We start from the raw sequence: 23,560 nt of genomic DNA on the forward strand, positions 1-23,560 counted from the left end.
GTTGGTTACAAGTCTAGTAGGCGTGAAAGAGGGGGCGGGACGTGCCCCGCCCCCTCAGACGAGCACGGGGGTCAGGAGACGCCCAGCTCCTTGGCGTTGGCCTTCAGGTCCTCGATGCCACCGCACAGGAAGAACGCCTGCTCCGGGAAGTGGTCGTAGTCGCCGTCGATGATCGCGTTGAACGCGGTGATCGACTCGTCCAGCGGTACGTCCGACCCGTCGACGCCGGTGAACTGCTTGGCGACGTGGGTGTTCTGGGACAGGAAGCGCTCCACGCGACGGGCACGGTGGACGACGAGCTTGTCCTCTTCGCCCAGCTCGTCGATACCGAGGATCGCGATGATGTCCTGAAGGTCCTTGTACTTCTGCAGGACCGTCTTGACACGCATGGCCGTGTTGTAGTGGTCCGCCGCGATGTAGCGGGGGTCCAGGATGCGGGACGTGGAGTCCAGCGGGTCCACGGCCGGGTAGATGCCCTTCTCGGAGATCGGACGGGACAGAACCGTCGTCGCGTCGAGGTGGGCGAAGGTGGTGGCCGGGGCCGGGTCGGTCAGGTCGTCCGCGGGGACGTAGATCGCCTGCATCGAGGTGATCGAGTGACCACGGGTCGAGGTGATGCGCTCCTGGAGGAGACCCATCTCGTCGGCCAGGTTCGGCTGGTAACCCACCGCGGAGGGCATACGGCCGAGCAGGGTCGAGACCTCGGAACCGGCCTGCGTGAAGCGGAAGATGTTGTCGATGAAGAACAGCACGTCCTGCTTCTGCACATCGCGGAAGTACTCCGCCATGGTCAGACCGGCGAGGGCCACGCGCAGACGGGTGCCCGGGGGCTCGTCCATCTGACCGAAGACCAGGGCGGTCTTGTCGATGACGCCCGACTCGGCCATCTCCTCGATGAGGTCGTTGCCCTCACGGGTGCGCTCGCCGACACCGGCGAACACGGAGACACCGTCGTGGTTGTTGGCGACGCGGTAGATCATCTCCTGGATGAGCACCGTCTTGCCGACGCCGGCACCACCGAACAGACCGATCTTTCCACCCTTGACGTACGGGGTGAGAAGGTCGATGACCTTGACGCCGGTCTCGAACATCTCGGTCTTCGACTCGAGCTCGTCGAAGTTCGGCGCCTTGCGGTGGATGCCCCAGCGCTCGCCGTCGTACTGCTCGTCGGAGTTCAGCACCTCACCGAGAGTGTTGAACACCTTGCCCTTGGTGAAGTCACCGACCGGCACGGAGATGGAGGCACCCGTGTCGGTCACCGGGGCCTGGCGGACCAGACCGTCGGTGGGCTGCATCGAGATGGTGCGGACCAGGCCGTCACCCAGGTGCTGGGCGACCTCCAGGGTCAGCGTCTTCTTCTCGCCGGCGAGGGCCGGGTCGGCCACCTCGACGTGAAGGGCGTTGTAGATGTCGGGCATGGCGTCGACGGGGAATTCCACGTCGACGACCGGGCCGATGACCCGGGCGACGCGGCCCGTGGCAGCGGCCGTCTCAACTGTCGTCGTCATTACCTGTCACTCCCCGCGGTCGCGTCGGCCAGGGCTGCGGAGCCACCGACGATCTCGCTGATTTCCTGGGTGATTTCGGCCTGGCGGGCCGCGTTGGCAAGACGGGAGAGCGTGGTGATGAGCTCTCCCGCGTTGTCGGTCGCCGACTTCATCGCGCGCCGCGTGGCGGCGTGCTTCGAAGCGGCCGACTGGAGCAGCGCGTTGTAGATACGGCTCTCCACGTAGCGCGGCAGCAGGGCGTCGAGGACGTCCTCCGCCGAGGGCTCGAAGTCGTACAGCGGAAGGATCTCGCCCTTGGGCGCGGCCTCCGCGGCGACCTCTTCGAGGCTGAGCGGCAGCAGACGGTCGTCGAGCGCCGTCTGCGTCATCATCGAGACGAACTCGGTGAAGACGATGTGGAGTTCGTCCACGCCGCCCTCGGCCGTGTCCTTCTCGATGGCCTCGATCAGCGGACCCGCGACCTTCTTCGCGTCCGCGTACGTGGGCTCGTCGGTGAAGCCCGACCACGATTCCACGACCTTGCGCTCGCGGAAGTTGTAGTGGGCCAGACCGCGGCGGCCGACGATGTACGTGTCGACCTCCTTGCCCTCGGCCTCAAGACGCGCGGTCAGCTGCTCCGCCACCTTGATGGCGTTGGCGTTGAAGGCGCCTGCGAGACCACGGTCGCTCGTGAGGAGCAGCACCGCGGACCGCACGACCGTCTCGGCCTGCGTGGTCAGCGGGTGCTTCGTGTTCGAGCCGGTTCCGACCGCCGTGACCGCGCGGGTGAGCTCGGTCGCGTACGGCGTGGAGGCCGCCACCTTGCGCTGCGCCTTGACGACACGCGAGGCGGCGATCATCTCCATCGCCTTCGTGATCTTCTTGGTCGCGGTGACGGATCGGATGCGACGCTTGTAGACCCGGAGCTGGGCTCCCATGAGTCAGGTCCCTTCCGTCGTCACTTGGCCGAGGCGGCCGGCGCGTCTTCGCCGAGAAGCTTGCCGTCCGAGGTCTCGAACTGCTTCTTGAAGTCCGCGATGCCGTCGGCGATGGCGGAGAGGGTGTCGTCCGACATCTTGCCGCCCTCCTTGATGGAGGTCATGAGGCCCTGCTCCTTGCGGTGCAGGTACTCCAGCAGCTCCTTCTCGAAGCGGCGGATGTCGGCGACCGGGACGTCGTCCATCTTGCCGGTGGTACCGGCCCACACGGAGACGACCTGGTCCTCGGTCGGCATCGGCTGGTACTGCGGCTGCTTGAGCAGCTCGACCAGACGCTGACCACGCTCCAGCTGCGACTTCGACGCGGCGTCCAGGTCGGAACCGAAGGCGGCGAACGCCTCCAGCTCGCGGTACTGGGCGAGGTCGAGGCGCAGACGGCCGGAGACCTGCTTCATCGCCTTGTGCTGCGCGGAACCACCGACTCGGGAGACGGAGATACCGACGTTCAGCGCGGGGCGCTGACCGGCGTTGAACAGGTCCGACTCCAGGAAGCACTGGCCGTCGGTGATGGAGATGACGTTGGTCGGGATGAACGCCGAGACGTCGTTGGCCTTGGTCTCGACGATCGGCAGACCCGTCATCGAACCGGCGCCCAGCTCGTCGGAGAGCTTCGCGCAGCGCTCCAGCAGACGGGAGTGCAGGTAGAAGACGTCACCCGGGTAGGCCTCACGGCCCGGCGGGCGGCGCAGCAGCAGGGACACGGCGCGGTAGGCGTCGGCCTGCTTCGAGAGGTCGTCGAAGATGATGAGGACGTGCTTGCCCTCGTACATCCACTGCTGGCCGATGGCCGAACCGGTGTACGGCGCCAGGTACTTGAAGCCGGCCGGGTCGGACGCCGGGGCGGCGACGATGGTCGTGTACTCCAGCGCGCCGGCCTCTTCCAGGGCGCCACGCACGGAGGCGATGGTCGAGCCCTTCTGACCGATGGCGACGTAGACGCAGCGGACCTGCTTCTTCGGGTCGCCGGAGCGCCAGTTGTCGCGCTGGTTGATGATCGTGTCGACGGCCAGGGCGGTCTTGCCGGTCTGACGGTCACCGATGACCAGCTGACGCTGGCCGCGGCCGATCGGGGTCATCGCGTCGACGGCCTTGTAGCCGGTCTCCATCGGCTCGTGCACCGACTTACGGGCCATGACGCCCGGAGCCTGCAGCTCAAGGGCGCGACGACCGCTGGTCTCGATCTCGCCGAGGCCGTCGATCGGGTTGCCGAGGGGGTCGACGACACGGCCGAGGTAGCCCTCGCCCACGGCGACCGACAGGACCTCGCCGGTACGCGTGACCGGCTGACCCTCCTCGATGCCACTGAACTCACCGAGGACGATGGCGCCGATCTCGCGCTCTTCCAGGTTCAGCGCGAGGCCGAGGGTGCCGTCCTCGAACTTCAGCAGTTCGTTGGCCATGGCCGAGGGAAGACCCTCGACCTTCGCGATGCCGTCGCCGGCAAGGGTGACCGTACCGACCTCCTCGCGCGAGGCCGCGTCCGGCTTGTACGACTGGACGAAGTTCTCCAGCGCGTCCCGGATCTCCTCCGGCCGGATCGTGAGCTCCGCCATCTGGGTTCCCTGCTCTCCTTGTTGGGCCCGAAGTTTCAACTTGGGGGTCTGGGGGCGACCCCCAGGAATCCTCTGCACGGCCCAACCGGGCCGTATGTACGTACTGCTTATGAAGTTGCTGCTCAGCCGGCCAGGCGGCGGCCGGCGTCCTCGATACGGTCCGCGAGGGAGCCGTTGATGACCTCGTCGCCGACCTGCACCCGGATACCGCCGAGGACCTCGGGGTCCACGTCGATGTTGAGGTGCATCGTGTGGCCGTAGAGCTTCGCGAGGACAGCGCCCAGGCGCTGCTTCTGCGCGTCGCTCAGCGGCACCGCCGAGGTGACGACGGCGACCAGTCGGTTCCGGCGCTCGGCGGCGAGCTTGGACAGGGACTCCAGTCCCGACTCCAGGCTACGTCCCCGGGGCGCGGTCACAAGACGCGTCACCAGACGCTCGGTGGTCGCGTGGGCACGGCCGCCGAGCAGGCTGCGCAGCAGCTCGCCCTTGGCCGACGCCTTCGCGGCGCGGTCGGTCAGCGCGGCGCGCAGCTCGGTGTTCGAAGAGACGATCCGGCCGAAGCGGAACAGTTCGTCCTCGACGTCGTCGAGCGCGCCCGCCTGCTGTGCGGCGGTGAGCTCGGCGAGGTTCGCCAGCTGCTCCAGCGCGTCCGCCAGGTCGCGCGACTGCGACCAGCGGGAGCGCACCATGCCGGACACCAGATCGGCGGTCTCGCCGCCCACCTGGCCACCGAGGAGGCGCTGCGCCAGTTCGGCCTTGGCCTCGCCGGCCTGCGCCGGGTCGGTGAGGACCCGACGCAGCGACACCTCGCGGTCGAGCAGCGCGGTGACGGCGGCCAGCTCGTCGGCGAGCGTGCCGACGTTCACGGACGTGTTGTCCGTCAGCGCGTCGAGACGCTCACGTGCGGCTGCCAGGGCCTCGCGGCTCGCTCCGTTCATCGCGCGGCCTCGGCCTTCTCCTCGAGCTCGTCGAGGAAGCGGTCGATGACGCGGCTCTGCCGGGCGTGGTCCTCGAGGGACTCACCGACGAGCTTGCCGGCCAGGTCGGTGGCGAGCTTGCCGACGTCCTGGCGCAGCGCGGACGCGGCGGCCTTGCGGTCGGCCTCGATCTGCGCGTGACCGGCGGCGACGATCTCCTCGCGCTGCCGCTGGCCTTCCGCGCGCATCTCGGCGATGAGCGTGGCGCCCTGCTCCTGCGCCTCCTGGCGCAGACGCGCGGCCTCGTGCCGGGCCTCCTGGAGCTGTGCCTTGTACTGCTCAAGGACGCTCTGGGCCTCGACCTGAGCGGCCTCTGCCTTCTCGATTCCACCTTCGATCGCCTCACGGCGCTCTTCCAGAACCTTGTTGATGTTCGGAAGCAGCTTCTTCCAGAAGAAGAAGAACACGATGGCGAAGGCGATCGTGCCGACGAGCAGCTCGGGGCCCGGAGGAATGAGCGGGTTCTGCTCTTCCTCGGCCGCCAGCTGTACCCAATTGGCGATCACATCAGTGCCTTTCGTAGAAAGGTTGGCTCGTCAGGGTTCGATCATCCGTAGACGAACGGCATGACGATGCCGATGAGGGCGAGCGCCTCACAGAAGGCGAAGCCGAGGATCTGGTTGGCACGGATCAGACCGGCAGCCTCGGGCTGACGGGCGAGGGCCTGGGTGCCGTTACCGAAGATGATGCCGACGCCGACGCCGGGGCCGATGGCGGCAAGGCCGTAACCGATGGAACCGATGTTGCCTTCGACAGCGGCGAGGGTCTCAAGGGCAGCCATGCTGATTCTTCCTTCTCTTTCATGGACCGGCGGGGGTTGACCACCGGACGTTCTGGGGGCTTGGGGGCGGTACGACTCAGTGGTGCTCGGCCATCGCGCCCTGGAGGTACGAGCAGGCCAGCAGCACGAAGACGTACGCCTGGACGGCCTGCACGAAAAGCTCGAAGAGGATCATGACCATCGTCATGACGAACGAGACGCCGGCAGCCGGGATCATCCAGCTGTTCAGCAGGTACCAGGAGGCGACCGTGAACATGACCAGCATCAGGTGGCCGGCGAACATGTTGGCGAAGAGCCGGACCGCGTGCGTGAAGGGTCGCACCAGCAGGTTCGAGAAGAACTCGATGACCATCACGAGCGGCAGAACCGGGCCCAGCGACTTGTCGTAGCCGGTGACGTTCTTGAAGAAACCGACGAAGCCGTGACGCTTGAACGTCACCGAGACCCACATGATCCAGACGATGGCCGCGAGCACCATCGGGAAGGCGATGATCGACGACACCGGGAACTGGGCCAGCGGGATCACGGACCAGATGTTCATGATCCAGATGAAGAAGAACAGCGAGACCATGAACGGGACGTACTTCTCGCCCTCGCGCTTGCCGAGCGTCTCGTAGACGATGCCGCGGCGCACGAAGTCGTAGCCGGCCTCGCCGACCATCTGCAGCTTGCCCGGGACCACCTTGGCCTTGCCGAAAGCGGCATAGAAGAAGGTGATGACGAGCAGCGTGGTGATGAGCGCCAGCAGCATCACCTTGTTGAACTCGAACCCACCGACCGTGGCGATCGGCTTGAAGAGGAACGAGTGCAGGCCCGGAGCCGGGAAGCCACACCCGTTGTCGGACATGATCCGACAACTCCAGTCAAAGGCGAGCTGGGTCTGGTCAGCACTCACCACGGGCTCCTTCGGCGTGACGCATGGGTACGGCAACCTCGTTGTGTCGGCGCGGCATGCAGCCGCGGATCGGCACCGGACTGGTGTTTCGGATGTGAGGGCGGCTGGGGGGCTTCGAGCCTCGCGATTGAGCAGGCGTCAGCTCAGATGCCCGCGCCCGCGATGCCGCAGTTGGCACCGGACGATAGCAGGAACTCTCAAGCGCCCTTATCCCGGCCCTACCTCTCACGACGAGTGCCCTGTCTTTTCGGGCTTGTCACCCGAATCAGGCTCGACGTAGAGGATCTTGGCCTTCATGTGGGCACGCGTCTGCGCGGCGATCCACACGAGCGTGCCCGCGAGGAGCGTGATCGCGAAGGCCCGGGGATTGAACAGGGTGGTGTCCTTGAAGGCGGACAAGAAGATGAAGAGCAGCAGGATCTGCGCCGCGTACAGCATCAGGCCCATCATCTGGAACAGATGCGGAAGCGATTTGGCAGTGCGTTGCAGGACGTAGAACCCCAGCCCCATGAACAGGATCACGAGCACCGTCGCGACCGCGGCCCCCAACGCCCCTTTGCCGCCGGCGACGACACCGCTGACAACAGCGGCGACGGCTCCGGCGGCGGCTGTGGGCACAGCAGCCTGGAGCAGGGTCCGGACGTCATTGGACGGCATGGCGGCAGCTCCGCTTTCACGGTGGGGGAAGGGGTGTCGTCATGGACGAGCGTAGTCCCGGGCCGAGAGTGGTCCTCACGCCAATGGACCGTCGCACTACGGTCCTTCGGCTCTACCCGGGGTTCTCGTGAACCGTATCACAAACTATTTGATGAGGTCTTTACCTGGTTGGTGTGCTCGCTGTCACACATGAGAGTGACAGCGCGCGTTTGTGCAAGAACGTCGCCGACTTGTCTGGTATTGGGGCGCTTCGCACCCCCAACCCACTCCCACGACTTGGCAATGCTCTAGTCAGATTCTTACCTTGCCGCGTCAGCGCGACGTGCCGGCTTTCCGCCGGTCCAGGAAGCGCGAACGGGCGCCGAGGGCGGTCGCCCCGTTGACACCGGAGACGCCGACGGCGACCGGGGTGCGCTCCTCCTCTTCCTCCGACTCCACGGCCACGGCGGCCGGTTCGGTGACCGACGCGGATTCCGCGACGGCCCTGCGGCGGCGGTAGCGCGGCGGCACGAAGGCCTGCGCCCACATCGGGGCACGCGGCGTGAAGCGCGGCAGCAGCAACAGGAGCAGGCCGATCGCCGAGAGGAACACCACACTCAGGACGATCCACATGGACGCGGAGTTCACCGAGTACGCGAGGGCGCCGAAGGCGATCAGCGCCGACCAGAAGTACATGATCAGCACCGCCCGGCTGTGCGAGTGCCCGATCTCCAGGAGCCGGTGGTGCAGATGCCCGCGGTCGGCGGCGAACGGCGACTGACCGCGCCAGGTGCGGCGCACGATCGCCAGGACCAGGTCGGCCGCCGGGATCGCGATGATGGTCAGCGGCAGCAGCAGCGGGATGTAGACCGGCACCGTCTGGTGCACGGCCGCCTTCTCGGAGCCGGCGAACAGCTTCAGCGCGTCCGGGTCGACCTGGCCGGTGATGGAGATCGCTCCCGCGGCCAGCACCAGGCCGATCAGCATCGAGCCCGAGTCGCCCATGAAGATCCGCGCCGGGTGCATGTTGTGCGGCAGGAAGCCCAGGCACATGCCCATCAGGATCGCCGAGAACAGCGTGGCCGGGGCGGCGGCCTCGATGCCGTACGACACCCAGACGCGGTAGGCGTAGAGGAAGAACGCCGCCGAGGCGATGCACACCATGCCCGCCGCGAGGCCGTCGAGGCCGTCGACGAAGTTGACCGCGTTGATGGTGATGACGACGAGCGCCACCGTCAGCAGCGTGCCCTGCCACTGGGTCAGCGCGACATTGCCCACCGTCGGGATCGGCAGCCACAGGATCGTCAGACCCTGCATGACCATGACGCCGGCGGCGATCATCTGGCCGCCCAGCTTGATCAGGGCGTCGATCTCGAACTTGTCGTCCAGGACACCGATCAGCCAGATCAGCGCGGCGCCGCTGAGCAGCGCTCTGGGCTCGTTCGACTTGTCGAAGACCTGGCTGAGGTTGGTCAGGTGGTCGGCGACCAGCAGGCCCGCGCACAGGCCGAAGAACATGGCGATACCGCCGAGCCGCGGAGTCGGTTCCCGGTGCACGTCACGGGCCCTGATCTCCGGCATCGCTCCGGCCACGATCGCGAACTTCCGTACCGGCCCTGTCAGCAGATACGTCACCGCGGCCGTGATGCAGAGCGTCAGCAGGTATTCACGCACAGGCTTCCCCACAGGTCTCGCTGGCCATCTCAGCCCCACACCCTAGCGATGGACGCATATGGATGGGGACTTTCGGGTAGCGACGATGGTTGCACGAGTGGCTGTGCACCTCGGAGCGCCTACCCCCGCTCAGGCCGGATACGGCGGAAATCCCCCGACCAGATCCCGGACTTCTTCACGTGCCTTCTGCGTCTCGGCCTCACCTCGGAGCACCCCGGCGAGCAGTACGGCGATCCGCGCCATCTCCGCCTCCCCCATCCCCTGGGTGGTCACGGCCGCCGTGCCCAGGCGCAGGCCGCGGGCGTCCGCGTGCGGCAGCGCACAGCAGTCGAGCACCATGCCGGCCGCCGCGAGCCGTCCTCTCGCTGTCCGGCCCTCGACGCCGAGCGGTGCCGGGTCGGCGGTGACCAGATGGGTGTCCGTGCCGCCGGTGGTGACGACGAGCCCCTCGGTGGCCAGCCCCGCCGCGAGGACCCGCGCATTGGCGACCACCTGATGGGCGTACGCGGTGAAGGCCGGTGTTGCCGCCTCGCCGAACGCGACGGCCTTCGCGGCGATGGTGTGCATCTGCGCGCCGCCCTGGGTGAACGGGAAGACGGCCCGGTCGACCCGCTCGGCCAGATCGGCGCCGCACAGGATCATGCCGCCGCGGGGTCCGCGCAGCACCTTGTGCGTGGTGGCGCAGACGACGTCGGCGTACGGCACCGGGCTGGGCGCCGCTCCCCCGGCGACGAGGCCGATGGGGTGGGCGGCGTCGGCGATGAGATACGCCCCGACCTCGTCGGCGACCTCGCGGAAGAAGGCGTAGTCGATGTGGCGGGGGTAGGCGATGGAGCCGCACACGATGGCCTTGGGCCGGTGCTGACGGGCCAGCGTGCGGACCTGGTCGTACTCGATGAGCCCGGTCTCCGCGTCGACGCCGTAGGGCACGAAGTCGAACCAGCGGCCGGAGAAGTTGGCGGGCGAGCCGTGGGTGAGGTGACCGCCGTAGGGCAGGCCGAGGGCCAGGACGGTGTCGCCGGGGCGCAGGAGCGCGGCGTAGGTGGCCAGCACGGCCGACGACCCCGAATGGGCCTGCACATTGGCGTGCTCGGCGCCGAAGAGGGCCTTGGCGCGGTCCACGGCGATCCGCTCGGCGACGTCGACGATCTCGCAGCCGCCGTGGTGCCGGGCGCCCGGGTATCCCTCGGCGTACTTGTTCGCCAGCGGCGACCCCAGCGCGGCCAGCACCGCCGGCGAGCTGAAGTTCTCGGCGGCGATCAACTGCAACGACGTCGACTGCCGCGCCAGCTCACCGAGCAGGATCTCGGCCAGCTCGGGATCCTGCCGCCGCAGGATGTCGGCGGTCTCGGGGGCATGGGTGACCGACATGGTGGACTCCGGGGCGTCGACGATGACGTACGTCCAATGTAGGCCCGGGTCGACGGAGGCGCCCGGTGTTGACGGCGCCTACGTCCTCGCAGGTACTCCTGTGAGCGCCGTGACGACCGGATCCACCGCCTGGTGTATCTCGTCCCCGATCGACCGGAAGAACGGCAGCGGCGCCCCGTACGGGTCGTACACCTCGTCCGCCTCCGCCGTCGGCGCCAGGAGCCACCCGCGTAGAGCCGCCGCGGCGCGGACCAGGGCTCGGGCGCGGGCGACCACGCCGTCCTCCAGAGGCGGCAGCGTTGTCGGGTCTATCGCGCGGACCAGGCGGGTGAACTCCTTCAGGGTGAAGGTGCGCAGGCCCGCCGAGTGGCCCATGGAGATGACCTGCTGACGGTGGTCGCGGGTGGCGGTGAGGACGAGGTCGGCCATGATGACGTGCTCGTCGAGGAGTTCGCGGCCCGTGAAGCCGGTCGCGTCCGCGCCGAAGTCGGCCAGCACGGTCTCCGCGTTGGCCTCCATGGGCGCGCCCTCATGGCCCCAGGTCCCGGCGCTCTCCACGACGAGCCCGCCCCACAGCGGATCGCCGAGCCGGTCCGCCAGGGCATGCCGGGTCAGCCGCTCGGTGATCGGTGAGCGGCACACGTTGCCGGTGCTGACGTGGAGGATGCGAAAGCTGTCACGCGGCAGCCCTGTGAAGGTCCGCGTCTCTTCCGGGTCCCATATGCCACGCCCCGCGTCAGGGGCCGTCAATTCGCCACCTCGAGGTCGGGTACGACCTTCCTGAGCTCCTCCGCGGAGATCGCGCCCGCACGCAGCAGCAGCGGCACCTCGCGGGTGACGTCGACGATCGAGGAGGGGACGTTGCCCGGGGTCGGACCGCCGTCGAGGTACACGGAGACCGAGTCGCCGAGCATCTCCTGGGCCGCGTCACAGTCCTCCGGCGCCGGGTGGCCCGTCAGGTTCGCCGAGGAGACCGCCATGGGGCCGACCTCGGTCAGCAGCTCGATGGCGACGGGGTGCAGCGGCATACGGACGGCGACCGTGCCCCTGGTGTCCCCCAGGTCCCACTGGAGCGACGGCTGGTGCTTGGCGACGAGCGTCAGCGCGCCCGGCCAGAACGCGTCGACGAGCTCCCAGGCCAGCTCGGAGAAGTCCGTGACGAGGCCGTGCAGGGTGTTCGGGGAGCCGATGAGGACAGGGGTGGGCATGTTGCGGCCCCGGCCCTTGGCCTCCAGCAGATCGTGCACCGCTTCCGAGGAGAACGCGTCGGCGCCGATGCCGTACACCGTGTCGGTCGGGAGGACCACCAGCTCGCCACGGCGGACGGCGGACGCGGCTTCGCGCAGACCGGTCGAGCGGTCGGTCGCGTCGTTGGTGTCGTATCGCCGTGCCATTTAGCGGGCCTCCTCGTACACGTACTGCTCTGAAGACTGGGGGGTGTGGCTCACGGCATCGCCTTGCGGGCCGTCGCGAACCGGGGGCGGTTGTTGAGGTCGGGGTGGTCGGCCGCGTCGGCCCAGCCCCGCTCCTCGGTGAAGATCCACGGCACCTGGCCGCCCTGGGTGTCGGCGTGCTCGATGACGACGACGCCGCCGGGGCGCAGGAGCCGATGTGCGGTCCGTTCCAGACCGCGGATGAGTTCGAGGCCGTCCTCCCCTGAGAACAGGGCGAGTTCGGGATCGTAGTCCCGCGCCTCGGGAGCGACGTACTCCCACTCGGTCAGCGGGATGTAGGGCGGGTTGGAGATGACCAGGTCGACCTGGCCGTCGAGGTCGGGGAAGGCGTCCAGGGCGTTGCCCTGACGCAGGTCGACCCTGGACCCCTCCATGTTCTTGCGGGTCCACTGGAGGGCGTCCTCGGACAGCTCCACGGCGTGTACGCGGGAGCGCGGGACCTCCTGGGCGAGGGCGAGCGCGATGGCGCCGGAGCCGGTGCACAGATCGACGATGCACGGCTCTACGACGTCCATGGCGCGTACGGCGTCTATCGCCCACCCGACCACGGACTCGGTCTCGGGCCGCGGCACGAAGACACCGGGGCCGACCTGGAGTTCCAGGTAGCGGAAGAACGCCCGCCCGGTGATGTGCTGGAGCGGCTCACGCTGCTCACGGCGGGCGATGACCTCCCAGTACCGGGCGTCGAAGTCCGCGTCCTTCACGGAGTGCAGCGCGCCCCGCTTCACGCCGTGCACGAACGCGGCGAGCTCCTCCGCGTCGTTGCGCGGCGAGGGCACGCCGGCGTCGGCCAGCCGCTGGGTGGCCTGGGCCACCTCTGCGAGCAGCAGGTTCACGCAAGTCCTCCGTGTCGTACTCGGTCGTGCGTACGTGCCTTTAGGCGGCTGCCAGCTTGGCCGCCGAGTCCGCGTCGACGCAGGCCTGGATCATCGCGTCGAGGTCGCCGTCCAGGACCTGGTCCAGGTTGTACGCCTTGAAGCCGACGCGGTGGTCCGAGATGCGGTTCTCCGGGAAGTTGTACGTGCGGATCTTCTCGGAGCGGTCGACGGTGCGGACCTGGCTGCGGCGGGCGTCGGCGGCATTCTTCTCCGCCTCCTCCTGCGCCGCGGCGAGCAGCCTGGAGCGCAGGATACGCAGTGCCTGCTCCTTGTTCTGCAGCTGGCTCTTCTCGTTCTGGCAGGAGGCGACGACTCCGGTGGGAATGTGCGTGATGCGCACGGCGGAGTCGGTCGTGTTGACGGACTGGCCGCCGGGTCCGGAGGAGCGGTAGACGTCGATGCGGAGGTCGTTGGGGTTGATCTCGACGTCGACCTCCTCCGCCTCGGGGGTCACCAGGACGCCGGCCGCGGAGGTGTGGATACGGCCCTGGGACTCGGTCGCCGGCACGCGCTGCACACGGTGCACACCGCCCTCGTACTTCAGCCGGGCCCAGACACCCTGCCCGGGCTCGGTGGCACCCTGGCCGCCCTTGGTCTTCACGGCGACCTGGACGTCCTTGTAGCCGCCCAGCTCGGACTCGGTGGCGTCGATGATCTCGGTCTTCCAGCCGACGCGCTCGGCGTACCGCAGATACATGCGCAGCAGGTCGCCGGCGAACAGGGCCGACTCGTCGCCGCCCGCGCCCGCCTTGATCTCGAGGATGACGTCCTTGTCGTCGCTGGGGTCGCGCGGGACGAGGAGCAGGCGCAGCTTCTCCGTGAGCTCCTCGCGGGACTTCTCCAGCTCCTTGACCTCGGCGGCGAAGTCGGGGTCGTCGGCGGCGAACTCCTTCGCCGTCTCGATGTCGTCGCCGGTCTGCTTCCAGGAGCGGTACGTGGCGACGATCGGGGTGAGCTCGGCGTAGCGCTTGTTCAGCTTGCGCGCGTTGGCCTGGTCGGCGTGGACCGACGGATCGGCGAGCTTCGTCTCCAGGTCGGCGTGCTCACCGACGAGTTCCTCGACGGCCTCGAACATCTCAGGGCTCCTGTACTGCGGATGAAGGGGGAAGGCGGGCGACCAAAAACGCCGGTCCCGGCGCACTCCGAGGAGTGCGGCGTGGACCGGCGCTGGTGGCTCGCTACTTCTTGGCAGCAGCCTTGCCGAAGCGGGCCTCGAAGCGGGCCACACGGCCACCGGTGTCGAGGATCTTCTGCTTGCCCGTGTAGAACGGGTGGCACTCGGAGCAGACCTCGGCGCGGATGGCGCCGCTGGAGATCGTGCTGCGGGTGGTGAACGACGCGCCACAGGTGCAGCTGACCTGCGTCTCGACGTACTCGGGGTGGATGTCGCGCTTCAAGGTGTCTCCTAGTTTCGGGAGGGCACCGGGTCGCCTTCCGCGGGCTGCGGGGGCGTGAACCGGGGCCGACGTACCAGTCTGCCAGGACTGGCCGCATCCCCCAAAACGAGGGGTGGCCGTGATCTATTCCCAGCGGGTTCGGTGCGGCGCTAGGAGGCGCTCACGACACCGTCGGCCTGGCCCGTGGCCGTGCCCTTCGTCGCCGACTTCGGGATCGCCCGGTCCGCCTCCAGGGCCTTCCAGACCAGCTTCGCCTTGGCCTCGTCCACCAGTACCCGGTTGCCGTCCTGCGGGTCGTACTGGACCGGCATGGTGACCATGGTCATGTTCTTCGAGCTGATGCCCTTGAGGCCGTTGGCGAAGGACATGAGCTTGTTGACCGAGCCGAGGCCGGTGTCGGTGGTCACGGCGTTGGTGGCGGTGTCGGCGAGGTTGTAGAGCTTCTTCGGGCTGTCGAAGAGGTCGACGGTCTTGATCTGGTCGATCAGGGCCTTCATGAACGCCTGCTGGAGCTGGATGCGCCCGAGGTCGGAGCCGTCGCCGACGCCGTGCCGGGTGCGGACCAGGCCGAGGGCCTGCTTGCCGGTGAGCGTGTGCGTGCCGGCCTTCAGATCGAGGTGGCTCTCGGCGTCGCTGATGTTCTTCGTGGTGGTGACCTTGACGCCGCCGAGCTCGTCGATGAGCTTCTGGAAGCCGGAGAAGTCGACCTCCAGATAGTGGTCCATGCGGATGCCGGAGAGCGACTCGACGGTCTTCACGGCACAGGCGGCGCCGCCCGTGGAGTACGCGGAGTTGAACATCACGCCGCTCGCGGCGTCGTGCACGGTGCCCTCGGAGTCGGTGCACTCGGGCCGGTCGATGAGGGTGTCGCGGGGTATGGAGACCACGCTGGCCTTCTTGTGGCCCTCGTAGACGTGCACGACCATCGCCGTGTCGGAGCGGGCGCTGCCGTCGTCGGCGCCGCCGCCCAGCTTCTTGTTGGAGCCGGAACGGGTGTCGGAGCCCAGGACCAGGATGTTCTCGGAGCCGTTGTCGACCTTCGTGGGCCGGTCGGTGCCGAGGGCCTGGTCGATGTCGACGCTCTTGATGTTGCCGTTGAGCTTGAAGTACAGATAGCCGGCGCCGGTACCGCCCAGCACGACGATGCCCGCGGTGGTCCACGCCGCGATCATCAGGCCCTTGCGCTTGCCGCGGGTCTTGCGGCGCCGGCCCTTGGCGCGGTGGCGCGGGCCCGTGGTGCCGGACTCCCCGGGTATGCCGGGTTCCGGCGTGCTCTCGGCGGACATGTGCTCCTCGTTCTCGTCCGGTCTCGATTACCCCCTGCTTTCAGGGTCAGACGTGGTCGTTACGACCCGAACCACACCATGGTCGCTCCGTCCGGTCAGACGGGTAAACCGGAGAAAGGGTTGCACAACGCACTGTGCCCGCCCTGTGGAAGGGCGGGCACAGCGTGTAGTCGCCGAACGCGGGGCGTACCGCGCTCACCTGCTATTTCATCCGAAGATGTCGTACTGCTTGAAATCGGTACCGACAGAGATCCTTGTGGCGAAGATCTCGCTCGTGGCCTTGCCGGTGCCCTTGTACAGGTACAGGGTGCCGCCGGGCGTACGGGCCAGGAAGTCGGCCTTGCTGTCGCCGTTGACGTCACCGATGGCGTCGAAGGCGTTGTACGTCGAGTTGCTCCAGGTGCGCACCTTCACGCGGGCGGAGAAGGGGCTGGAGGCCTTGCCGGTGCCCTTGTACAGGTAGAGGGCGCCGGTGCTCTTGTTGCGCGCGAGCAGGTCGGCCTTGCCGTCACCGTTGAAGTCGCCCTTGCCGCGGACCATGTTGTAGGCGTTCCAGCCGGTGCCGGTGCCGATCTGCACACGGGCCGAGAAGGTGCCGTTGCCCTTGCCCGGGTAGAGCCACGCCTTGCCGGCGGAGTCCACGGAGACCAGGTCGGGCTTGTAGTCACCGGTCAGGTCACCCGGGGTGATGATGCGGGTGCGGGTCTTCCAGTTGTCGAAGATCTGCTTGGTCGCCCAGTCCTGGAGGGACCAGTCGTAGTGCGTCCAGTAGACGTCGCCGTTGTCGCTGCGGCGGTACACCAGGTCCTGGACGCTGTCCCGGTCGAAGTCCGTCTGCGTGACGAGGTTGACGCCGCCCCAGTCGCCGAGGCTCTGCCGGGCGCCGAAGGACGTGCCCTTGGAGTCCTTCTCATAGCCCGTCTTCGTGGACGCGTTGCGCACGAAGAGGTCGGCCTTGGCGTCGGTGTAGCTCATGTTGGCGTCGTCGACCTGGCCGTAGGCGGCACCGAGGTACGTCTTGACCTTCGCGAAGACGCTGTACGCGCCCTTCTCGACGCAGTCCACGACACCCCAGGAGACGACACCGACGATGCGGCCGTTGACCACGAGCGGGCCACCGGAGTCACCGTTGCAGGCGGACGTCGTACCCGCGTCGCTGCCGCTGGCGGGCTTGCCCGCGCAGACCATGTGCCCCTTGACGAAGTCGGAACCGTAGTAGCCGGCGCAGGTGCTGTCCGACTGGATCGGCAGCGTGGCCGTCTTCAGGGTCTCGGAGACGTCCTGGGTGGTGGAGCTGGTGCGGCCCCAGCCGTAGACCTTGGCGCTGGTGCCGGCGGCGTACGAGGCGGTGTCCGTGGACGTCGTCATCCGGATCGGCGTCGCCTTGACCGGGGAGGCCAGGGTGAGGACGGCGATGTCGTTGTCGATGGTCCGCGAGCTGTACGACGGGTGGGTCCACTGACGGACCACGCCGGAGACCTCGCCGGTGGTGTTGCCCGCGTCGTCGGGCAGCTGCGTGGCACCGGTCACGATCGCGCCGTACTTGGCCCAGTCGTAGCCCTTGGCGCAGTGCGCGGCGGTGAGGATCTTCGTGGGCGAGACCACGGTGCCACCGCAGAAGAAGCCGGTGTCGGTGGTGTCGTCGTAGTACCAGAGCTGGGCCATCCACGGTGCCGAGGTGATCGTCGTGGTGGAGCCACCGATGATCTTCGCGTCGACGGTGCCGCTGCTCGTGTCCGAGCTCAGCGACGACTTCGAGGTCGTCTCCCCCGCGGTGTCGTCACCGGCGACCGCCCCCGCGACGCGCTGCTGGAGTTCGGCGGCAGAGACGGTCGTCAGGGCGGGCTTGACCGGCTCCGGCGCCGCGGTCGCGGCACCGGCCGACGTGGTCAGCAGTGCGGCGGCGACGGCGGCTGCGACACCTGCCGCGCCGATGGGCAGGGCGATCCGCATCCGACGTCTGTGGCGACCGGCTCCGGACGTGGCTGTACCCACTCAAGTCCCCCCTCGGGATCAGAAGTTCAAGGGTCGAAAAAGTGACCGAAGAGCGCGATCGTACACTGAGCCACAGACAGCGAAGAGGGCCACCCTTGCACCAAGGGTGGCCCTCTTTACAAAGACTTACGTCAGTCGCCGTTGCCCGGCGTCGGCGTCGTCTTCTGGATCTGCATCAGGAACTCGGCGTTCGACTTCGTCTGCTTCATCTTGTCGAGGAGCAGTTCGACCGCCTGCTGCTGGTCGAGCGCGTGCAGCACCCGGCGCAGCTTCCAGACGATGCCGAGCTCGTCGGGAGCGAGCAGGATCTCTTCCTTACGGGTGCCGGACGCGTCGACGTCCACCGCCGGGAAGATGCGCTTGTCGGCGAGCTTGCGGTCGAGCTTGAGCTCGGCGTTGCCGGTGCCCTTGAACTCCTCGAAGATGACCTCGTCCATGCGGGACCCGGTGTCCACCAGGGCGGTGGCGAGGATGGTCAGCGAGCCGCCGTCCTCGATGTTGCGGGCCGCACCGAAGAAGCGCTTCGGGGGGTACAGGGCGGTCGAGTCGACACCACCGGACAGGATGCGGCCGGAGGCGGGCGCGGCGAGGTTGTACGCACGGCCCAGACGCGTGATCGAGTCGAGCAGCACGACGACGTCGTGGCCCAGCTCCACCAGACGCTTGGCGCGCTCGATGGCGAGCTCGGCGACCGTGGTGTGGTCCTCGGCCGGGCGGTCGAAGGTCGAGGAGATGACCTCGCCCTTGACCGACCGCTGCATGTCGGTGACCTCTTCCGGACGCTCGTCGACCAGGACGACCATCAGGTGGCACTCGGGGTTGTTGTGCGTGATCGCGTTGGCGATCGCCTGCATGATCATGGTCTTGCCGGTCTTCGGCGGGGCCACGATCAGACCGCGCTGGCCCTTACCGATCGGCGCGACGAGGTCGATGATGCGGGTGGTGAGGACGCCCGGGTCCGTCTCCAGACGGAGGCGGTCCTGCGGGTACAGCGGCGTCAGCTTGTTGAACTCCGGCCGCCCGCGCCCGGATTCGGGCGCCATGCCGTTGACGGAGTCCAGCCGGACCAGCGCGTTGAACTTCTCGCGCCGCTCGCCGTCCTTGGGCTGACGGACCGCACCGGTGATGTGGTCGCCCTTGCGCAGGCCGTTCTTGCGGACCTGGGCGAGGGAGACGTACACGTCGTTGGGGCCCGGGAGGTAACCCGACGTACGGATGAAGGCGTAGTTGTCGAGGATGTCCAGGATGCCCGCGACGGGGATCAGGACATCGTCGTCGGCGAGCTGCGGCTCGGCGGTGCCACCCATCTCGTCACGGCCGCGACGGCCACGACGGTCACGGTAGCGGCCGCGACGGCCACGGCGGCCGCCGTCGAAGTCGTCGTCGTCCTGCGGGCCGGCATTGCGGTCCTGGCGGCCGCCGCCCTGCTGCTGGCTCTGCTGCTGGCCGCGCTGGCCGCCCTGCTGGTCGTCGCCCTTGCCGCGGCGGTCGCGGTCCCGGCCGCCCCGCTCGCGGTCACCGCGGTCACCGCGGTCGGTACGGTCGCCGCGGTCCCGGCGGTCGCGACGGCCCTGACGGCCGTCCGCGTCACCGGCGTCGCCCTGCGGCTGCGCGGGAGTCTCGGCCTTCGGCTCGCTCTTCGCCTCGGCGACCACCGTCTCGGGGCTGCCGGCGTCGGCCGTGGCACGGCGACGGCGGCGCTCCGCGGGAGCGGCGTCCTCGCTGGCCGGCTGGCCGGGGATCTCGATCTGCTGCTGGGCCACGGCCTTCTCGGCGGGGGCCTCGGCCGCCTTCTCCGCCTTCTTCTCGGCGGATTCGCCGGTACGGGCCTTGGAGGTGGCGCGGCGCTTGGGCTTGGTCTCGGCGGTGTCCGCGGCGGCGGACGCGGCCTTCGCCGGGGCGGCCCCACCGCCGGCCTGTGCCTCCTTGATGACCTCGATCAGCTGGCTCTTGCGCATACGCGCGGTGCCCCTGATGCCGAGGCCGGATGCGACCTGCTGCAGCTCGGCCAGCACCATGCCCTCGAGGCCGGTACCGCGGCGCCGCCGGGAGCCGGCACCGCTGGCAGGCGCGGAGGCGTCCGTGGCGGGCGCGGCAGCGGTCTCCTCGACACGTGCGCCCATCAGATCGGTGGTGTCGCTCACGAAGGGTCCTTCCCTGGAGCGGACGTCGGCCTGTCTGGCTCGGCGACCGTTTGTGCTGTCCGACGTCGGTCCCATCTTTGTGGACCGTGCCGGGGCGGTGGTCCGCCTGGGCGGCGGAGGAATCTGGTGATGGCGCTTCCCAGAGCAGTGACACCGACTGTCTGTGTCACATGGCTCGGTCGCACCGGTTCCGGAGCGTGCCCGGCAAGTCGCTCAGTGCTCGCGTACGAGATACAGCCCACGTACGTCGTACGAAACACAGTGCGGCTTGGGAGGCTCCCGGAAGAATGTCTGTCCCGGACGGGGACGTGAAGCACCTCGCCATGGTGGGGTCGGGTGCAGACTTGAGGTTAACACTACCGGATCCAACAAACATTCCCCCTCTCGAAATCCGGCTCGCCGCCGGATTTCAAATGTCCCTGTCACATGTCACCGGTGGAAGCGAGCGGCAGCACACTCGCCCCCTGAGCATCGAGTTCGAGCCGGTTGGCGGCCCAGCCCTCACCTGCCAGATGGGCCACCTTGTCCGCGCTGTCCTCGTCGGCGAGCGCGAGAACGGTGGGCCCGGCCCCGGAAATCACGGCCGGAACTCCGTCCGCCCTCAAGCGCTCCACGAGCGCGGCACTCTCCGGCATGGCCGGAGCCCGGTATTCCTGGTGCAGCCGGTCCTCGGTCGCGGGCAGCAGCAGCTCGGGGCGCCGGGTGAGGGCCTCGACGAGCAGCGCGGCACGGCCCGCGTTGGCGGCTGCGTCGACGTGCGGCACGGTGCGCGGCAGCAGTCCGCGCGCGGTCTCGGTGAGGACCGGCTTCCCGGGCACGAAAACCACCGGAACGATGGAACGGTCGGGCTCCATCCTGATCGCCCGCGCGGCGCCGGCCTCCATCCAGGAGAGCGTGAAACCGCCGAGCAGACACGCCGCGACATTGTCGGGGTGGCCCTCGATCTCGGTCGCGAGCTCAAGGAGCGCGGTGTCGTCGAGCCTGGACTCGCCGCCTATGGTCACGGCTCGCGCGGCGACGATGCCCGCGCAGATGGCGGCCGAGGAGGAGCCCAGGCCACGGCCGTGCGGGATGCGGTTGGCGCACACGATCTCCAGGCCGCGCGGCTGTCCGCCGAGCAGGTCGAAGGCGGTGCGCAGGGACCGTACGAGGAGGTGCTTCTCGTCGCGCGGGAGGGTCTCGCTGCCCTCACCCGCGATATCGATGTGCAGCCCGGAGTCGGCCACCCGGACGACGACGTCGTCGTAGAGCCCCAGCGACAGGCCGAGGGCGTCGAAGCCCGGGCCGAGGTTGGCGCTGGTGGCGGGGACGCGCACCCGGACGGCGGCGGCGCGGAACGCTGGACCGGCCATCGCTCGATGACTCTCCTTGAGCTGCGTGATTGTCGAAGACATTCGATACGTACCTGGAAACCCTCGGGTCGCGGAGATGACGCGACGCCCGGCCATGCGCGGGGGCATATGCGGCGGGCGGGTTCAGTACAGCCTATCGAAGGAAGGTTCTGTGGCGACATAGGGCGCACAGGAGGCGCACGATGCGTGTCGTAAGCCCCCTGTGCACCCCCTATAGGGATGTCGCCCCCTATAGGGAGTCGCTCCAGGGATTGTCCCTTATACGAGGCCGAGGCGCTCGGCCGCCGTCGCCGCGTCGACCGGGACGGTGACCGGCTGCGGGGCGCCGGCGACGGCCCAGTCGGGGTCCTTGAGGCCGTTGCCGGTGACGGTGCACACGATCTTCTGGCCCGGGTCGACCAGGCCCTGCTCGGCGGCCTTCAGCAGACCGGCGACGGACGCGGCGGAGGCGGGCTCCACGAAGACGCCCTCCTGCGCGGCCAACAGCCGGTAGGCGCGCAGGATCTCACGGTCCGTCACCTCGTCGATGAGGCCGCCGGACTCGTCGCGGGCCGCGAGCGCGTACTGCCACGACGCCGGGTTGCCGATGCGGATGGCGGTGGCGATCGTCGACGGGTCCTTGACGACCTCGCCGCGCACGATCGGGGCACTGCCGGAGGCCTGGAAGCCCCACATACGGGGGGTCTTCGCGGCGATGCCGTCGGCGGCGTACTCCTTGTAGCCCTTCCAGTACGCGGTGATGTTGCCCGCGTTGCCGACCGGGAGGACGTGGATGTCGGGTGCGTCGCCGAGCATGTCCACGATCTCGAAGGCGGCGGTCTTCTGGCCCTCGATACGGACCGGGTTGACCGAATTGACCAGCGCCACGGGGTAGTTGTCGCTCAGACCGCGGGCCAGGGTGAGGCAGTCGTCGAAGTTGCCGTCGACCTGGAGGATCTTCGCGCCGTGGATGAGCGCCTGGCCCATCTTGCCGAGCGCGATCTTTCCCTGCGGCACGAGTACGGCGCAGACCATGCCGGCGCGCACGGCGTACGCGGCGGCGGAGGCGGAGGTGTTGCCGGTGGAGGCGCAGATGACCGCCTTCGCGCCCTCCTCCTTGGCACGGGTGATGGCCATGGTCATACCGCGGTCCTTGAAGGACCCGGTCGGGTTCGCGCCCTCCACCTTGAGGTGGACCTCGCAGCCCGTGCGCTCGGAGAGCACCTGCGCGGGCACGAGGGGCGTGCCGCCCTCGCGGAGCGTCACGACCGGCGTGGTGTCGGAGACGGGCAGCCGGTCCCGGTACTCCTCGATGATTCCGCGCCACTGGTGGGTCATTGCTGGTTACTCTCCTTCAACCCGCATGATGCTGGCGACACCGCGCACGGTGTCGAGCTTGCGCAACGCCTCGACGGTCCCGCCCAGGGCGGCGTCGGACGCGCGGTGGGTCACGACGACGAGGGACGCCTCGCCGTCCTTGCCCTGCTGGCGAACCGTATCGATGGAAACCCCGTGCTCGGCGAACACGGTCGCGACCTGGGCGAGAACACCCGGTTTGTCGGCGACATCGAGACTGATGTGATACCGCGTGAAGACCTCCCCCATGCCCGACACGGGCAGGGCGGCGTACGCGGACTCACCGGGACCGGTCGCACCATTGAGCCGGTTCCGACAGACGGCGACGAGGTCGCCGAGCACGGCCGAGGCGGTGGGGGCACCACCGGCGCCGGGGCCGTAGAACATGAGCTGACCGGCGGCGTCGGACTCGACGAAGACGGCGTTGTAGGCGCCGCGCACGGAGGCCAGCGGATGGGTCAGCGGGATCATCGCGGGGTGCACGCGCGCGGTGACGGAGCCGCCGTCCTCGGCCCGCTCGCAGATGGCGAGCAGCTTGATGGTGCAGCCCATGTTCTTCGCGGAGGCGAAGTCGGCGGCGGTGACCTCGGTCATCCCCTCGCGGTAGACGTCGTCGAGACGCACGCGCGTGTGGAAGGCGATACCGGCGAGGATGGCGGCCTTGGCGGCGGCGTCGAAGCCCTCGACGTCGGCGGTCGGGTCGGCCTCGGCGTATCCCAGCGCGGTGGCCTCGTCGAGGGCCTCCTGGTAGCCGGCGCCGGTGGAGTCCATCTTGTCGAGGATGAAGTTGGTCGTGCCGTTGACGATGCCCAGCACGCGGTTGACCTTGTCGCCGGCGAGGGACTCGCGCAGCGGCCTGATCAGCGGGATGGCACCGGCGACGGCGGCCTCGTAGTAGAGGTCCGCGTCGTGGTCCTCGGCGGCGGCGTGCAGGGCCGCGCCGTCCTGGGCGAGGAGCGCCTTGTTGGCGGAGACGACGGAGGCGCCGTGCTCGAAGGCGGTGGTGATGAGGGAGCGGGCGGGCTCGATGCCCCCGATGACCTCCACCACGACGTCGATGTCCCCGCGTTTGACCAGGGCGGTGGCGTCGGTGGTGACCAGCTCGGCCGGGATGCCCTCGCGCACCTTGGAGGGCCGTCGCACGGCGACACCGGCGAGCTCGACGGGGGCGCCGATACGGGCGGCGAGGTCGTCGGCGTGCGTCGTCATGATGCGCGCCACCTCTGAGCCGACAACCCCACAGCCCAGCAGCGCCACCTTCAGCGGACGCGTACGCATCATCCGACCTCGTTTCCTCATACCGTCTACGGTTGGACCAGTCTCACTCACCGGACGGGAGTTTCTACC

At 68.7% G+C, this 23,560-nt stretch carries 21 protein-coding genes; all 21 read right to left on the reverse strand.

What is annotated here, in order from left to right; all coding sequences use genetic code 11:
• Window positions 1-71: 71 nt before the first annotated feature.
• Window positions 72-1,508 carry a F0F1 ATP synthase subunit beta gene (atpD, locus tag ACFY0U_RS34325; protein ID WP_388642446.1) on the reverse strand — a complete coding sequence of 479 codons (1,437 nt, stop codon included), beginning with the start codon at window positions 1,506-1,508 and terminating at the stop codon, window positions 72-74.
• A complete protein-coding gene (locus tag ACFY0U_RS34330) occupies window positions 1,508-2,425 on the reverse strand; it encodes a F0F1 ATP synthase subunit gamma (RefSeq protein ID WP_388642448.1) in 918 nt (305 codons plus the stop codon). Before ACFY0U_RS34330 ends, atpD begins: the two co-directional genes overlap by 1 nt.
• A 20-nt stretch (window positions 2,426-2,445) precedes the next feature.
• A complete protein-coding gene (atpA, locus tag ACFY0U_RS34335) occupies window positions 2,446-4,038 on the reverse strand; it encodes a F0F1 ATP synthase subunit alpha (RefSeq protein ID WP_388642450.1) in 1,593 nt (530 codons plus the stop codon).
• A 122-nt stretch (window positions 4,039-4,160) separates the two neighbouring features.
• Complete coding sequence (locus ACFY0U_RS34340) at window positions 4,161-4,976, reverse strand: F0F1 ATP synthase subunit delta (protein ID WP_388642452.1); 816 nt, start codon at window positions 4,974-4,976, stop codon at window positions 4,161-4,163.
• Entirely contained in the window at window positions 4,973-5,521 is a 549-nt protein-coding gene (locus tag ACFY0U_RS34345) for a F0F1 ATP synthase subunit B (protein ID WP_388642453.1), read from the reverse strand. The genes ACFY0U_RS34340 and ACFY0U_RS34345 overlap by 4 nt, the downstream gene beginning before the upstream one ends.
• Window positions 5,522-5,562: 41 nt before the next feature.
• Window positions 5,563-5,796: an ATP synthase F0 subunit C gene (gene atpE / locus ACFY0U_RS34350; RefSeq protein WP_031485821.1), complete on the reverse strand. Its 234-nt coding sequence runs from the start codon at window positions 5,794-5,796 to the stop codon at window positions 5,563-5,565.
• A 76-nt stretch (window positions 5,797-5,872) separates the two neighbouring features.
• The gene (atpB, locus tag ACFY0U_RS34355; protein ID WP_327722604.1) at window positions 5,873-6,643 is read right to left on the reverse strand and encodes a F0F1 ATP synthase subunit A; all 771 of its coding nucleotides are present in this window, start codon (window positions 6,641-6,643) and stop codon (window positions 5,873-5,875) included.
• A 273-nt stretch (window positions 6,644-6,916) separates the two neighbouring features.
• Window positions 6,917-7,348, reverse strand: coding sequence for a hypothetical protein (locus ACFY0U_RS34360; RefSeq protein WP_388642455.1), 432 nt, complete (start codon window positions 7,346-7,348; stop codon window positions 6,917-6,919).
• Between the two features lie 312 nt (window positions 7,349-7,660).
• Window positions 7,661-9,001: an MraY family glycosyltransferase gene (locus ACFY0U_RS34365; protein ID WP_388642457.1), complete on the reverse strand. Its 1,341-nt coding sequence runs from the start codon at window positions 8,999-9,001 to the stop codon at window positions 7,661-7,663.
• Window positions 9,002-9,130: 129 nt separating this feature from the next.
• On the reverse strand, window positions 9,131-10,372 hold the full coding sequence (gene glyA / locus ACFY0U_RS34370) for a serine hydroxymethyltransferase (protein ID WP_388642459.1): 1,242 nt from the start codon (window positions 10,370-10,372) through the stop codon (window positions 9,131-9,133).
• Between the two features lie 78 nt (window positions 10,373-10,450).
• On the reverse strand, window positions 10,451-11,122 hold the full coding sequence (locus ACFY0U_RS34375) for a protein-tyrosine-phosphatase (protein ID WP_388642461.1): 672 nt from the start codon (window positions 11,120-11,122) through the stop codon (window positions 10,451-10,453).
• Window positions 11,119-11,766: an L-threonylcarbamoyladenylate synthase gene (locus ACFY0U_RS34380; protein WP_046262518.1), complete on the reverse strand. Its 648-nt coding sequence runs from the start codon at window positions 11,764-11,766 to the stop codon at window positions 11,119-11,121. Before ACFY0U_RS34380 ends, ACFY0U_RS34375 begins: the two co-directional genes overlap by 4 nt.
• A 50-nt stretch (window positions 11,767-11,816) precedes the next feature.
• Window positions 11,817-12,662, reverse strand: a complete 846-nt coding sequence (gene prmC / locus ACFY0U_RS34385; protein ID WP_388642463.1) for a peptide chain release factor N(5)-glutamine methyltransferase — start codon at window positions 12,660-12,662, stop codon at window positions 11,817-11,819.
• Between the two features lie 40 nt (window positions 12,663-12,702).
• Window positions 12,703-13,779, reverse strand: coding sequence for a peptide chain release factor 1 (prfA, locus tag ACFY0U_RS34390; RefSeq protein ID WP_388642464.1), 1,077 nt, complete (start codon window positions 13,777-13,779; stop codon window positions 12,703-12,705).
• A 103-nt stretch (window positions 13,780-13,882) separates the two neighbouring features.
• Window positions 13,883-14,101, reverse strand: a complete 219-nt coding sequence (gene rpmE, locus ACFY0U_RS34395) for a 50S ribosomal protein L31 (RefSeq protein WP_266821981.1) — start codon at window positions 14,099-14,101, stop codon at window positions 13,883-13,885.
• A gap of 149 nt (window positions 14,102-14,250) precedes the next feature.
• Window positions 14,251-15,387 (reverse strand): LCP family protein, encoded by a 1,137-nt coding sequence (locus ACFY0U_RS34400; RefSeq protein ID WP_388642466.1) that lies wholly within the window; start codon window positions 15,385-15,387, stop codon window positions 14,251-14,253.
• Between the two features lie 207 nt (window positions 15,388-15,594).
• Complete coding sequence (locus ACFY0U_RS34405) at window positions 15,595-17,340, reverse strand: trypsin-like serine protease (RefSeq protein WP_388642468.1); 1,746 nt, start codon at window positions 17,338-17,340, stop codon at window positions 15,595-15,597.
• A gap of 173 nt (window positions 17,341-17,513) precedes the next feature.
• Window positions 17,514-19,526, reverse strand: coding sequence for a transcription termination factor Rho (rho, locus tag ACFY0U_RS34410; RefSeq protein WP_388642470.1), 2,013 nt, complete (start codon window positions 19,524-19,526; stop codon window positions 17,514-17,516).
• Between the two features lie 422 nt (window positions 19,527-19,948).
• Complete coding sequence (gene thrB / locus ACFY0U_RS34415; protein WP_388642471.1) at window positions 19,949-20,878, reverse strand: homoserine kinase; 930 nt, start codon at window positions 20,876-20,878, stop codon at window positions 19,949-19,951.
• A gap of 258 nt (window positions 20,879-21,136) precedes the next feature.
• The gene (gene thrC / locus ACFY0U_RS34420) at window positions 21,137-22,195 is read right to left on the reverse strand and encodes a threonine synthase (protein ID WP_388642473.1); all 1,059 of its coding nucleotides are present in this window, start codon (window positions 22,193-22,195) and stop codon (window positions 21,137-21,139) included.
• A 6-nt stretch (window positions 22,196-22,201) separates the two neighbouring features.
• Window positions 22,202-23,494, reverse strand: coding sequence for a homoserine dehydrogenase (locus ACFY0U_RS34425; protein WP_388642699.1), 1,293 nt, complete (start codon window positions 23,492-23,494; stop codon window positions 22,202-22,204).
• Window positions 23,495-23,560: the final 66 nt, after the last annotated feature.

Origin of the sequence: Streptomyces sp. NPDC001536, from assembly GCF_042894505.1 — a bacterium.
In the GTDB taxonomy this organism is placed as follows: Bacteria; Actinomycetota; Actinomycetes; order Streptomycetales; family Streptomycetaceae; genus Streptomyces.

Excerpts from the sequence above, each read along its gene's own strand:
- atpD (WP_388642446.1), bottom strand. The coding sequence starts at position 1,508 with ATGACGACGACAGTTGAGACGGCCGCTGCCACGGGCCGCGTCGCCCGG.
- ACFY0U_RS34330 (WP_388642448.1), bottom strand. The coding sequence starts at position 2,425 with ATGGGAGCCCAGCTCCGGGTCTACAAGCGTCGCATCCGATCCGTCACC.
- atpA (WP_388642450.1), bottom strand. The coding sequence starts at position 4,038 with ATGGCGGAGCTCACGATCCGGCCGGAGGAGATCCGGGACGCGCTGGAG.
- ACFY0U_RS34340 (WP_388642452.1), bottom strand. The coding sequence starts at position 4,976 with ATGAACGGAGCGAGCCGCGAGGCCCTGGCAGCCGCACGTGAGCGTCTC.
- atpE (WP_031485821.1), bottom strand. The coding sequence starts at position 5,796 with ATGGCTGCCCTTGAGACCCTCGCCGCTGTCGAAGGCAACATCGGTTCC.
- atpB (WP_327722604.1), bottom strand. The coding sequence starts at position 6,643 with ATGTCCGACAACGGGTGTGGCTTCCCGGCTCCGGGCCTGCACTCGTTC.
- ACFY0U_RS34360 (WP_388642455.1), bottom strand. The coding sequence starts at position 7,348 with ATGCCGTCCAATGACGTCCGGACCCTGCTCCAGGCTGCTGTGCCCACA.
- glyA (WP_388642459.1), bottom strand. The coding sequence starts at position 10,372 with ATGTCGGTCACCCATGCCCCCGAGACCGCCGACATCCTGCGGCGGCAG.
- ACFY0U_RS34380 (WP_046262518.1), bottom strand. The coding sequence starts at position 11,766 with ATGGCACGGCGATACGACACCAACGACGCGACCGACCGCTCGACCGGT.
- prfA (WP_388642464.1), bottom strand. The coding sequence starts at position 13,779 with ATGTTCGAGGCCGTCGAGGAACTCGTCGGTGAGCACGCCGACCTGGAG.
- ACFY0U_RS34400 (WP_388642466.1), bottom strand. The coding sequence starts at position 15,387 with ATGTCCGCCGAGAGCACGCCGGAACCCGGCATACCCGGGGAGTCCGGC.
- ACFY0U_RS34405 (WP_388642468.1), bottom strand. The coding sequence starts at position 17,340 with ATGCGGATCGCCCTGCCCATCGGCGCGGCAGGTGTCGCAGCCGCCGTC.
- thrB (WP_388642471.1), bottom strand. The coding sequence starts at position 20,878 with ATGGCCGGTCCAGCGTTCCGCGCCGCCGCCGTCCGGGTGCGCGTCCCC.
- thrC (WP_388642473.1), bottom strand. The coding sequence starts at position 22,195 with ATGACCCACCAGTGGCGCGGAATCATCGAGGAGTACCGGGACCGGCTG.
- ACFY0U_RS34425 (WP_388642699.1), bottom strand. The coding sequence starts at position 23,494 with ATGATGCGTACGCGTCCGCTGAAGGTGGCGCTGCTGGGCTGTGGGGTT.